Origin of the sequence: Corynebacterium sp. EPI-003-04-2554_SCH2473622 (assembly GCF_001665955.1) — a bacterium.
GTDB classification, from domain to species: Bacteria; Actinomycetota; Actinomycetes; order Mycobacteriales; family Mycobacteriaceae; genus Corynebacterium; species Corynebacterium pseudodiphtheriticum.
Genome location: NZ_LZMN01000058.1, coordinates 1 through 13,389 on the forward strand (window position 1 = coordinate 1; position 13,389 = coordinate 13,389).

Below are 13,389 nucleotides of genomic sequence, written 5' to 3' on the forward strand. Positions count from 1 at the left end.
TTTTGGGCGGAAGTATGTCTCGCTACATCCTAAGGTGGTGCGTGTGTCCTCATTGTCCCTGTTGGGGTGGTTGTGTGGGAACAGCGGAACGATGTTGTGGCACATCAGAGCCTTGAGGGGCGGAAGGATGTCGTGAAACAGAGCGGAACGATGTCATGGAATCAGACACCTCAGGCCGCACAACTCCAACCTCGGTACAAAGTTATTGAGTACTTTGTACCGAGGTTTTCGTATGTCTGCTTATGCTTTTGAGATCAGGGGGCGTTGAGCCTGCGGATGGCTTTTGTCATTTAATCCCTTTTGTCACCGCTGTTGATTCTGTTGTGATGTTATTCGCTTGCATTCGCCGCGTGGATTGGCTACAGGGTTAGTTTCTCGGAGGCGGTTGTGGGGGAGCAGACGCTGAGTTCGCGTTATGAAAAAGTTTGCGACCTCTCGTTTTCCGTCCTATAGGGGTATTAAACGGGGGGGGGTAAATGTGAATCGATCGAACCTTGTTGTCATTGCATCTAGCAAAACCTTAAAGTTAACTCCGAATGGCCGTAAAACGTGGCCATTGGTTGATTTAAATTCATATAGGCACTGCTGAAAAGGCAGGAAAGTACCTGTTTCCGTGAGTGGAGAGTTTCTGGTCCTTTCATTTCCTTAATACCAGTGTTCTTGTTTGAAAGGACCTTACATGGCAAAAGCCATTTCGAAGCCGCTCGCTCTAGCGGTTGCAGTCGGCTTGACTCTTGGTGGATCGTTCGGCGCTGGCGCTCCTGCATTCGCGCAGAACCAGGTCAACGAACCAAACCGTGCTACGGCAGCACCAGCCGCGTCGCAGATTGCTAATGGAAACGTCTTCTCGCTGACAGTGCATAAGAAAGCGAATGCACCGACGCTGCGTAACGCGACTGGTGAAGTAGACCCACAAGCTGGCGGCGAGGGGGTAGACGGCGTGCGCTTCCAAATTCAGAAACTGGAAGGCAACGTTCGTAACCAGGCTGAATACAACCGATTGGTTAACCTGACCAATGATTACAATGGCGGCAACCGTGATCAGCAGCTAACATTTGATGGGCAGCCACGGACCGGTACCACTAGCGGCGGTGGAAATCTCGAATTTGCGAATTTGCAAGCAGGTGCCTACTTGGTCACCGAACAGGATTCCCAGGTTTCAGGGTTGTTGCCTGGCAAGCCATTCATTGTGATGGTGCCGATGACAAACTCAGCTGGTAATGCTTGGAACGACCATGTTCATGTTTATCCAAAGAACTCCCAGGTCAGCGTCAAAAAGCAGGTTGTTGACCGCAGCAAGCACGCAGAGAAAGCCGCCGATGCTGAAGCAGGCGAAAACGCACCAGCGCTTAACCGCGCCTCGGACGTGGAATACACCCTTACCGGTGTCGTGCCTTCCGCGCCAGCGGGACAGAAGCTGAAGAACTTCACGCTGACAGACAAGTACAACAACACGGAATTGCGCTTCGACGACGGCTTTGTGCAAAGCGTTGAGCGCGTTCCTGCAGGTAGTCAAGACTCAGCCGCCGGCACTGCACTTGCTTCCGGGCAGTGGGAGATGGTGCAAAACGCTGACACGCGAGACCTGCCAGCCGGTGCTAATGCCACATTGTCGATCGTTGTTGCTGACCCCGAAGCCGCAGGCCTGCAGCCGGGAGATACCCTGCGTGTCAAGGTTAAAGCCACTCTGCTGCTGGCAGAGGACCAAAACATTGAAAACCACCTCGATTCCACTGGATTCTTCCGTAATCCGGGTCAAGATGTTGGCGACGAGGATGAGCCGGATTTCGATACCCCTGATGACAAGGTCAACACCTACATCGGAAAAATCAAGGTAGTCAAACATGAAGAGGGAAATAACGATGTCCGGCTGGCCGGAGCACGCTTTAACCTCTTCGAATGTGGCAACAAGGATGCAATTATCGACACTGGTGTCACGAATAATCAGGGAGAGCTCCTGTTTGATGGCATTCATGTGTCTGATTTCGCGAACAATGCCGACGTGGACGCCATTGAATACTGTTTGGAAGAAACGGTAGTACCGGATGGCTATACCAAGGTTGACGGCGAAATTCGTGTGACGCTGTATCGTCAGCAATCTCAGAACAACCCAGAAGACCAAGACGGTGCCATTCGTCTGGTTTCGAAGTCTGTTGCTAACAAGCCGAACTCTGAGGTTCCACTTTTGCCATCGACCGGTGGAATGGGTATCTTGCTGGTGGCTCTGCTTGGTCTTGGAATCATCGCCGGTGGTGTTTACGCCGCTCGTCGTAATTCTGCAAAGGCCTAATGCCTTGATTAGCTCATAAAGCTTGAGCTGAAGCGTTCGTCTTCACGTGCAGGGTAGTCACTGTTTAGCTGCCCTGCAAACAAAGACAACTGTATGCCCGGCGCAAAAAGTGTCGGGTTTTAGTGAATCCTTAGCAATTTTTTACTATAAAACTTTATTAAATTAGCCGTTACCCAGAAAGACCGGGGTTTAGCCACGATGACCCTTGCCACCCGTGAGCTTGCAACGCCTGACCAGGCACAACAAACGTCAGTATTTCGGCGCGTCGTAGTACCCGCGCTTATCATCCTGGTGGGAATTTCCGTACTTCTCTATCCGGTGGTTTCGACCCAGTGGAATAACTACATCCAGCGCAAAGTCGTTGAAGACTATAGCTCGCAGATTCAAGACCTCCCTGAAGAGCAGCTGAACGCAGCTATCGAAGCAGCACACGAATACAATGCCAACTCTATTGGTGGCCCAATTCTGGACCCTTGGCTTGCTCGGGTTTCCGAAGACAACCTGGACTATCAGCATTACATGGAGCAATTATCTGGGTTGCCAGCAATGTCTCAGGTCTCGATCCCGTCAATTGAATCCTCATTACCGGTGTATCACGGGACCACAGAAGAAGTGCTGCAAAAAGGTTTAGGCCATCTTTACGGAACCTCATTGCCGGTTGGAGGGGAAGGCACGCACTCGGTTATCACGGGGCACACCGGCCTGACGACGTCAACGATGTGGGACAACCTCATCGATTTGAAAGAAGGCGACGCGGTTTACGTCAACACCTTCGGCCAGAAGATGAAGTACCAAGTGACCTCCACAGAGGTAGTGCTGCCACACGAAACGGAAAGCCTGGCACAGCAACCAGATAAAGATCTCATTACTCTGATCACCTGTACGCCTTATGGCGTGAACTCCCACCGCTTGCTTGTCCACGCTGAGCGGGTCCCGCTTGAGCCTGAAGACGAAGCCGCATTCAACCAAAAAAACGGTATCTTGCAGTGGTGGATGTGGGCATTGTTGATCGTCGCTGCGTTAGCTATCGCGTTTTTGATCCATTGGATCCGCAAAGAACGTCGTAAAGCAGCTGCGGCTACCAGTGATGATGCTGTTGCCGACGATGCGGAGGCCGCGGTGTTGAGCAGGACCACGCGTACGGGCTTGAACGCCACCGAAATGCCCAAGGCCGGAAGGCATCGTCGTGAAAAATAGTCTTTCGACAACGAGTTTGGCTGTCGCAATCGCAGCTGGCGTGATGTTTTCCGCACCGCTTGCGGATGCTGACCAGCGAGTTATTAGCGGTAATGATAAGAACTTATCGGCGGATTCGATGGATGCTGCTCGCGCGCAAACATTGAACATTAAGAAGCTACCCAGAAACCCGCACGACGATCCGATTCCTAATGCGAAGCCGTTTGGCGGCGTAGAGGGGTTGACCTTTCGCTTGTCAAAGGTCAATGGAGTAGATGCGACAACCGAGCTTGGCCGTGAATCCGCGAAGAAATATACGGTGCAACGCGCACGCCATGAGGGCTTTAGTGAAAGCCGCGAAGAGAAGACGAATGCGAAGGGTGTAGCGGTGTTTAATGACCTTGGCCCTGGTTTGTACCTCATTGAAGAATTTGCTCCTGATGATGCGCATGAATGGCGGCTTTCCAGCCCACAGCTGGTGATTTTGCCGCTGGGTGATGTCATGGGCGAAAACTACAGCTACGAGAATGTTTTGGTTACTAAGCCTGAACCTACAGAGCCGCCGACGACTCCACCCGGCACGCCTGAGGATCCGGGCACACCGCCTGGTACTCCGGGGAAACCTAGTACTCCACCGAGCACACCACAAGAGCCGGGAGAGCCAGGGGAACCCGGAAGGCCAGATGATCCGGAGGCTCGAGGTAATCCTGGTGGTGGAGAGAAAACCCGCGGCGGTGGCGATGGTGAGTTGGCCATTACCGGCGCGAATGTGCTTTGGGCATTTCTAGCCGGTGTTGGGCTAATCGTGTTCGGGTTCGTGCTTATGCGAAAGAAAAATTAACATGAAAAAAGTAGATTTGTATTCGACGTATTCGCGACCCAGGTTGAATTTAGCCGCTGCGTTCTTGGTTATTTGGGGCTTGCTGGCGTCGATTTTGGTGATTCCTGCATTTGGTCAAGAGGAAACCCAGTCGCCAGAAACTAGCCTTGAAGAATTTAGTGACAATGAACAATTAGTCGACGATTCAGCAGCTGAAACCCAACTGAGTCCAGATTCTGAAATTGCCGAGACAATCGCACCTTTTGACACCACGACGAGCAATTCCGCAGGCGAACCGACCATTCATGTTGTTAGGTCTGGAAGCACTGATGAGATTACTGTTCATGAAGATGAAGGCGATATGCTGCAGTATTTATCGTCTGACATGATTTTGGGTCTCGTGCGTGACGGAGTCGGAGAAATCTCTAGCGTTGACAAGATTAATGCAGATGGTTCAGAACTTGAAGCGACAGCATACACTGTCATACAGCATGATAGTCGAGAATTCATCCTGATCGATGCTGAATCACTGTCTACAATTCCGCCCCAAAATATGAGTTTCAACGTTGAGGCTGATTATGAAGCAGATTATCGAATGGCGTTGTTACACGAATTGCCGAGCCGCTTTGATCTGCAGGAGCAGGGGATTTTTGCCGAAGAGCATACAATTGATTCGCAAGTTGATCTTACCCACCGCTCCGCCGCACAATGTGAGCCGACAGGTACTAAAACCTTTCAATCTCAAGCGGTGACTATCGGTGATGTATCAACACAATACGCTAATGTAAGGCGAGTCACTTTGAATGGGTTGCGGCCCGGTAGTATTGTGAACGAAATCCAGCTGAAGTTGCGTTCAGGCCAATTTATCGCAACTCCATCAGCATCGCTAATTCGTGATCGCGAAGGAAAGCTAATTTCCGGGAATGGGGAGGTATTTAACGTCTCTAGTGAGATCTCGCGTGATAAACGCACGGTCAACCTCAGGTTTAATAACCAAGAGGTGGGCAAAGAAGGCAGGATTGACGTTCGCGTTCCTTCCTCAAGGAGTCGTCAAAGAGACTATGAATCAGCTCAGGTAAACACTGCTCCACGTCTTGGAAACCCTTATCGTTCACCGCAGAGGGAGGAAGATTTAGCATACCCTAATGGGCCCCGAGCGTTAACGGATCAAGAGAAAAAAGAAGGCACGAAAATTTATGTATCGGTCTCACGAAATTCGCAAAATGCGAATGACCGGGACCGTGACAGAATGGATCAAACCGTCCTAGCTATTCAAGAACACGGGCAGAGTGACTTTTCTGAGCGTGGCAATAGCGGCTGGATATATAATGCTTTAGCGTATGATCCAGACGATGACTGGCTATATGGAGTAAGCCAGTACCGAGGGAAACCAGAAAATCCTTGCTTTCCTTCGGGGCATTTACTTCAAATCAACCCCTTAGATGGTTCCGTGCGAAACCTAGGTCCTCTGTTGGATTCTAATGGCAACGATATATTCGTAAACGAAGGCGACAGGAAACTATTGAATGCCGGGGCGATCTATGATCGACACCTTTATGTATCCAATTCTTCTACTTCGGGCAGCAGGACAATGTATAAAATTCCCCTTCCGTCGGACGGGAATTTTACTGCTGGCAAGCCTCGCATTGTGAAGCTAAATTATCGAGTTTATTCCGAAGATTACGCAAGACTGTCCTCACACCCTCAATATGTATGGGGCTTGGTGAGTCCCGGAGCGTTGGGTGGTAATGGGGCGGACCATCTCAAGAAATATCCACAGAATCAGGTTGTGGTGGAACGCCTAGATTTGCAAAATGGTAGCGTTCAGTATTATCCGTTGTCAGACTCACAGTTGACTGCACCAAATGGTGAAAAACTCATACAACAGACAACTTGGGGCAAAGCATGGACATACGGAAATGGCAACCTCGGTTTCGCCCCCGGTGGGCAGTCCAGGGGGGTCGGGGGCGCTCAAATCAGCGTGAAAAATCCAGCTGGAGGTCCCGAATTTAAAGTTGAACAGATCCTGTGGAACGTGCCGTTTTCTTACAACACAGATGCATCGAGTAACGCGAACCGCTACCCAGCCCCAACCAGTGATCTGACTGTGAATAAACGTCACCTGGGCGGCCAACTCGACGTAGTGGATAACGCAATCCTGCAGCAGCTAAAACGCTACCTTTCCGACCAACCTGGATATAACTATTGGGCAATTGAATTGAAGAATTCTGGCGATACCGTGGTATCAGGTTCTTCAATTAGAGAACATTTACCTGATGTATACGATCCACAAACACTGGTTGCTAGTTACCTCACCTTGGATAATCGCCTTGAGCCGGTTAATCCAGGGGTGCCTGTTCGAATATCTAAGGAATATTTGGAAAACGAGGACGGGTCGAATACAGCCCAATTCGGTGTTGGACAAATCCAACCTAATCAAACGGTGAGGGTCTACATCGCGGTGCGGTTTAAGCAAGGGAGGAATGAATGCAAAGCTAATACAGTCAGTGTGTTAAACAACGACCAAGATAGCAACCCGGACGACAACCAATCGACAGCAGCTTGTATTCAGGACCCGAAGATCGGATTTGAACTCCACAAGGTTGATGCCAGCGAGCTTGATAGCTCATTGCCCGCTCAAAAGTTAACCGGCGGTAACTTTGTGCTCCTCAATGCGACGAAAGAAGATGGCAGCGTAAAGGCTGAAAGTGAGGTGAATTGGAACGCGGCGACACATCCATCGAACCCTGACGTCACAGAAATAAGGGAATCAGAGGAACGACCCGGGGAGTATCGTGCAGCGAATGATTTGGAAGTTGGAAAGTATTATTGGCTGATTGAAACACAAGCGCCAACTGGGGCCGATGGCAAGAGGTATAGCTTGTTGACGAAGCCCGTATTATTTCACTTAGTGCGGAAACCTAATACTGGCAATGCGCGTGTCCTCTTTTTCGACGACACAGCTGCGAATACTGGCCGACAAGAGTGGACAAATAAACATCCAGTGGCAAATATGTATTCTGGGCAGCAAGCCAAAGACAAAATAACGATTAAACTAGCAAATATACAGCAAGGCGAAATGCCACTTACGGGTGGTGCCGGAATTTGGCGGCTCACGATCATTGGTCTGCTCGTTATCTTGGTCGGTGTGTTCGGTGCACTTAGTCGTCGGAAAGTAGCGATTATCAGCTAGTGTCGCAGGGTAAGTATTTGGATTGCTTGATCTCAGCGTTACGTACGATTTGCGCAGGGTAGTAATTCAAATCCTTACCGGCCCCGAGGCCGGTAAGACTATATTGAACTTATGGCAACCAATCTACGAGTCGATAAATAAAAACAACGACGAAAACTCGAGCTCCTACGCAAAGTACACACTCGCCTCATCTGCTTGCTGGCGAATGCAAAACTGGCAAAGCTGTGTGAAAGAACTAATTCGACGGAAAATTCCATCGGATTTGTCGTGAGGAAGCCTTGCTGAGCTGTCGCCGAGAACAAGCGTAAGAGCTTTCCAGGAATTAGTCATCGAGGAGTTCCTGCTGGCTAGTATCCGGGCGACATGCGTGCGTTGTACTTCTAGTTGAATTAGACCACGTATGGCACGAGGTTCCGATATTGCAACGATATTAACGGATGCAACCACGAAGTGGTTGCAATTCTGGAGTATGGGAAGCTTGATGCGCCTGCGGTGACCGAGCTGACTGGACTCGTGTGTTTTATACGTGATTGTTGTCCCCGAATGATCCTTATCGAAAACGGGCCTGAATCAACTGTTGATGCTCTCGTTCGCCAATGGTCATGACGCTACAATAAATTCGGTCCATAGTCCCCGTGGGGTACCTCAGTGCACGGCAGTATGAGCATCGATGGAAGCGGGAAAATTTGGTCAACGCTAACCTAAGAGAACCCACTGCTAAGGCTAGTCAATTAAAACAAGACAAGTTTACTTATACTAGATTATCTGTCTTGCAGTGAATGGTTTACCTGAATGAAAGTTCTGACAAAATCCAAGTGAATTATATTTTTCAGCGTTGCGTGTGGTAGAACCGAAGCTAGTTCAGCTTCTTATTAAAAACGGAAAACGACTTGAAAAACTCAAAGAATGATAAAAGTACGACCAATAGTCCAAGTGGTTTGAGTAAAATCTCAGTGGTGATCTCAGTTTTTTCTATTTCAATTGCCGCACTGAGCCTTCATGAGAGTCGGTCAAGTCAAGAATATATTGAGGAACATGACGCTGTTAGGAAATACCAGGTTGCAGTCAAGGAGGTTGAATCGTCTAGTTATGGTTCTGAAACTCACGATCTCAAATTAGAAGTCTTTAATGGCACCGACTATGTGATGACGCAGATTCAACCGTTAGTGCCGGCTGTTGTTGACGGCTTAACCTATGGGCAAATTGGCAGTTTAGGGCCTGGCCAGAAAACTTCGGTTAATCTCCGTTTTAGCGCCGACACATGGGAACAAATTCAGGATTGTAATCTTGGAATTTTATTTACTACACCAACAAGTGATGACGGATTTAGCGAAAGTCGTAAAGTATTCGAAACCACACAACCTCCCTCTGAGCAAAAGCCAGGGGATGTGTGTTTCGTTGATAATTTCAGACCTGCTGATACATTTCAACCGTTAGATTGATGCTTATTAAGATGAAACGACCTGGGCTTAGTTCTTATCTCAGCTAAGGAGGGGGTGGGCACTATACCTATAAGTATTTCGTCGAGTTCAAGGAGAAAGCGGTACATCAGATCATCGCAATGGTTCGCCTGGAGTCTCGCTCATTGCAGCGCGCTTAAATAGAAGTCGGCAAGTTCCTTGGTGTATTCCACTAGACGTTGCGGTCTTGGTCCCAGCACCGTTCCGAAATGCGTGATAACTCTGACGCGTCAGGCGGTGAAACAATGAAAAGGAAAGTTTAAACGCCTACGCCGGGAAACCACGAGCTGAAACGAGTACACGGGATTCTGAAGACTGCTTCGGTTTTCCGCAGCAGAACCGACGACCCCACAACCGTATGATTTCCCACATCGGCACGTAAAAGGAATAGTGGGGCCCGAGGCCATCTGCCGAGTCTGGTCTGGGCTGGATTAGATAGACCACACGGTTTGATCGTGTCTTCCGTTATAGCCCCCGATGGGCAGGAAGACTGGTAACTATAGAGAAGTTTTCGAAGCACACCCCTGAGCAGATTGTAGCCAAGCTCGACAAAGCTCAGTCCATGAAGGCCTCGGGTAGTACCGTGGCCGAAGTCTGCCGTGACCTTGGCGTCAGCGAGGCAACCTACCATAGCTGAGTCAAGCAGTATGGCGATATGTCCCGCAGTAAAGCCCGCCGCTTTAAAGAGCTGTAGGAAGAACAACGCTAAGTTTCAGCGGTTGCTCGGGGAAGCTGCGTTGGAAAAGATGCTCCCGGAGGATCTTGCGGAGGCAAATTTCTGACCCGGCACGCAGATATGAAGCTATCGATTACGCACTATCCGTGGGTTATTCGGTGTGCTTGCCCGCCGGGTTGTCGAAGTATCCACAACCGCGTACTACAACGCCGGCAAACACCACCAGGAGCCTGGCGTGGAGAAGTGCGCCGCTGTGCGGGGTGGCACGCCTCGGGTGCTGCGTATCGATAATGACCCGGAGTTCATTAGCCATGAGATGACTCAAAGGGCAGCCAAGCAAGACACAGTTGATGCGTTCATCCCACCGGGAATGCCCTGGCATAACGGGTTTGTGGAGTCCTTCCACAAGCGACTACGTGACGAGCTGCTAGAAAGACGAGATGTTCGGCTACCCCGCTCATGCGTCACGCTGTCTGTAACTGTGGTCACAGTATTATAATCCCCATCATCCTCATTCGAGCCTGGGGGTTATCCCGTCGACTGAGTACGCCAAATAACGGCACTAACCCCAGGAAGGTACTCAAACCGCCCGATCCTAAAAACTAACCCGGCCCAACCACCAATGATAACCTTGACCGGCTCGGCACCCATATTACGAACAACATGCCACTACCCAGGCCACCCATGCGGCAGGTGCGTCTACGGCCATAACGACGATACGGCTACGCCCGAGCGGTGGCTAAATGTGGTACGCCCGGAAACCTCCGTGGGCTCACACGACGTGCATGACGCTATCGGGGTATTTATCGACACCCGGCACAACGGCGGCGGTGTGGTCGCCGTCGATAACAGGAACGGCCGAAGCGATACGGGGTTAAGTAGCAGGAAGTGTGTCTGTTTTTCAGGATAACTGCTGCTAGGAATATGAAAATCAGGTCTGAATAACGGTCTGTACATTATTCACGCCGATTTTTGTTCAATACCCCGGAACGGCACCTACATGTGCTAGCAGGTTGCTGATGTTGTTATCCAGTGACTACCAACAGACCACGATGCCCTATATGCGCTGGGCAAATGAAGAAAAACGGCACTACATCTAAAGGCAAAACCAGATGGCGATGCACAAACCCCTCCTGTGGCAGCTCCTTAACACGCCACCGAGCCGATAAGACCCAAACCCGAGATTTTCAAGCTTTCTACCGCTACGCAGTATCGACAACTTCGCTCACGCAGCTCGCTGGGCAATTAGATGTCAGTAGATGGACCCTCAACCGCCGCTTCGCACCCTTTTGGCTTATTGACATCCCCCAACACCCCAGACCCCAACCGCATCTACGACCAGATCTTCATCGACGGCACCTACACCGCAGCAGGCTGCCTACTTATAGCAGCAAGCCATGACCACGTCATCGCCTGGTATTGGGCTAAAAGCGAAACCGCCAAAGCCTACAAAAAACTGCTATCAAAAATTCCACCACCACTATGTGTCGTCCTTGACGGCGGACAAGGTGCATACTCCGCCATTAAAACCTGCTGGCCCAACACCTTAATCCAACGCTGCCTAGTCCATGCTCAACGCGTTGTCCGTCGCTTAACCACCAGCCGCCCACGCACCGATGCCGGCAAAGCCATCTACGGCTTAGCGCTCACACTCACCAAGGTCACAACCCTTGACCAAGCACGTGAATGGGTACTTCAATTACATGAGTTCGGTCAAGTCCATAAACGTTTTCTCAATGAGAAAATAACCGTGCCGAAAGAAAGACAAACCATAAATCACCAATGGGAATGGACGCATCTGCGGGTGCGCAAAGCCTATAACTCACTGCTTGATCTCTCACACAAAGGCTGGTTATTTACCTATCTCCAACCACCACCAACTGCGATTACCCCTAACAACTGGGCATCAACCACAAACAGTTTAGAAGGCGGTATCAACGCTCAGCTTAAACGCATCGCAGATGCCCACCGAGGCAGAAGCGGAGAAAGACAGCGAAAAATGCTCGAATGGTACCTCCACTCACAAACGCAACTGCCTGACGACCCGCTAGAGATCGCCAGGCAGTGCAATTTCGGACAAGATCAACTCGCCAAAGTCACAGATCTTGTCCCAGAAGACCTCAACAAAGCCGACCTTGAAACAGGACGACCATCCTTCTATGACCAGGGTATCGATGTTGAATACACACATTCAATCGGTATCCGGAAAGGCCAGATCTAGGGAATTGGCGACACGCCGATCAGACACACTTTTTGCTACTTAACCCGCGATACGCCCAGCATGACCGGCTTTGACGATTAGAAGCGGACACTAGCTAGGCACCTCGCTGCAAGGAATAAACCACCGTCTAAGGCACCTCACACCTAGAGCGCCTTAGGCGGTGGTTTTGTCATCAAGCGTGGCGCTTACCCCTCAGGGTAAAAATGCACTTGAGAAGCCCGAGCTCCCTCATATGCTTGCAGTCTATCTACCGAACCAAGGGCAAAATACCTTGTCCAAATTTGTTGAATGGACTTCCATTGGGAGTTATCCATGGAGAGCTGGTTTACATCTAGCCCTGCCTTAGTTGCTTCTCTAATTCCTACAACCGCACCATGCATTTTGGGGTCGTTTATCAAAGGCCCATTGAGTGTGGCGCAAAGTCCGGTCACGTTTTCTTCATCACGGTGTGGGTTACTTTCCACAGCCTGCCGCGCAATATCTGTCGTGCGGTCAAACGCTGAACGTGCAAATTGTACTGTGGTGGCGTCAACCCCTCCAAGCAAAACTGCGTGTAATTGGGCTGTTTCCGGTGAGTTTGAGACCATGTCAAAGGCTCTATCGTAGGCCGCGATAAGGTCTTTGGCGCTTACGAAACCTCTACCAGGAACCAGTACCTGAGGGTCAATGGGGCCTAAATCTGACGTTGGCCCCATGAAAATTTCATCTGCGCCCAGCGCCATAATGGTAGCGGCCGACTTTGCTTGTTCAGGAACTACAATTTGAAACTTAGAGCTAGCCCCGTGGCACATTCTAATTAACCTAATCGCCGCCTCTGGGTCGCCGCCGGGCGAACGTAACATCAAATGCAAGGGCTTATTGGCGTCAATGGAGTCAAGACACTCATTTAACAAAGTCACACTATTAGCAGTGATTTGGTCAATCATGACTACCAAATTGCAGCCAAACTGTTCTTCATAGTCCCGAATCAACTCTTGCCGGTCGTAGCGTGCCGCTTGCTGTGCGTGAAAAAGGGGCGTGTAAAGCGCGGTCATTTAGGCAAAAGCCTTTCCTGCGAGCACGGTACGGTAAGGGGCGGTGTCAACCCGCCCTGTACGGTGATTATTTCGCTCCTTACCTAACTCCCAAGCCTCACGAATCTTTTGGGTTTCCTCTTCCCATCGAGCCCTTTGAGGTTCCGAGATATGAACGCCGGGGAACAAGTCCTTGTTGTTCATTACTTCATCTCCTTTCGTTGAGACACAATTCTAGTCACGACCTCGCTTGCGGACCGTGAGCAACAGCGGTTTTTGTTAAAGCACGAGTTCTAAGCACCCATCGGGGGGCGTGAGCGGGGGGTCCTATATAGCTTGTCAACCTCGCGGGTTGATTGAATTGCTCCCTACTAGTTGGACTGAGAAATCAGTTACGTACTAGTGGGGGGGGGGGCAGTTCACCAACCAAGCGGTGTGGGGATAGCGCGCTAAAGAGGAATCGAACCTCAACGAACTGTCTGAAGTGTCCTAGGTCTTGTTCCGTTTGAGTAGATGGAAAAATCTGGAGAATGCGTCAGA

General features: G+C 50.3%; 8 protein-coding genes and 1 pseudogene. 7 read left to right on the plus strand and 2 right to left on the minus strand.

The features are described from left to right. The first annotated feature begins 679 nt into the window (after nt 1-679). The 7 genes and pseudogenes from A5774_RS07015 (at nt 680) to A5774_RS07045 (ending at nt 11,836) form a co-directional block, all read left to right on the plus strand. Nucleotides 680-2,290 (plus strand): SpaH/EbpB family LPXTG-anchored major pilin, encoded by a 1,611-nt coding sequence (locus A5774_RS07015; RefSeq protein ID WP_064834025.1) that lies wholly within the window; start codon nt 680-682, stop codon nt 2,288-2,290. Between the two features lie 198 nt (nt 2,291-2,488). Then, nucleotides 2,489-3,487, plus strand: a complete 999-nt coding sequence (locus A5774_RS07020; protein ID WP_064834027.1) for a class C sortase — start codon at nt 2,489-2,491, stop codon at nt 3,485-3,487. Next, on the plus strand, nt 3,477-4,307 hold the full coding sequence (locus A5774_RS07025) for a hypothetical protein (protein WP_064834029.1): 831 nt from the start codon (nt 3,477-3,479) through the stop codon (nt 4,305-4,307). Before A5774_RS07020 ends, A5774_RS07025 begins: the two co-directional genes overlap by 11 nt. A 1-nt stretch (nt 4,308) precedes the next feature. Then, nucleotides 4,309-7,479: a hypothetical protein gene (locus tag A5774_RS07030; RefSeq protein WP_064834031.1), complete on the plus strand. Its 3,171-nt coding sequence runs from the start codon at nt 4,309-4,311 to the stop codon at nt 7,477-7,479. An 890-nt stretch (nt 7,480-8,369) separates the two neighbouring features. Next, entirely contained in the window at nt 8,370-8,921 is a 552-nt protein-coding gene (locus A5774_RS07035) for a hypothetical protein (protein ID WP_156519572.1), read from the plus strand. An 854-nt stretch (nt 8,922-9,775) separates the two neighbouring features. After that, nucleotides 9,776-10,114 (plus strand): integrase core domain-containing protein, encoded by a 339-nt coding sequence (locus A5774_RS11975; RefSeq protein ID WP_197490265.1) that lies wholly within the window; start codon nt 9,776-9,778, stop codon nt 10,112-10,114. A 533-nt stretch (nt 10,115-10,647) separates the two neighbouring features. After that, nucleotides 10,648-11,836 (plus strand): annotated as a pseudogene (locus tag A5774_RS07045) (IS1249 family transposase). A 185-nt stretch (nt 11,837-12,021) separates the two neighbouring features. On the opposite strand, the gene A5774_RS07050 reads toward A5774_RS07045, so the two are convergent. Next, on the minus strand, nt 12,022-12,870 hold the full coding sequence (locus A5774_RS07050) for an ATP-dependent Clp protease proteolytic subunit (RefSeq protein WP_064834036.1): 849 nt from the start codon (nt 12,868-12,870) through the stop codon (nt 12,022-12,024). Then, nucleotides 12,871-13,053 (minus strand): hypothetical protein, encoded by a 183-nt coding sequence (locus tag A5774_RS07055; protein WP_064834038.1) that lies wholly within the window; start codon nt 13,051-13,053, stop codon nt 12,871-12,873. Between the last annotated feature and the right edge of the window lie 336 nt (nt 13,054-13,389).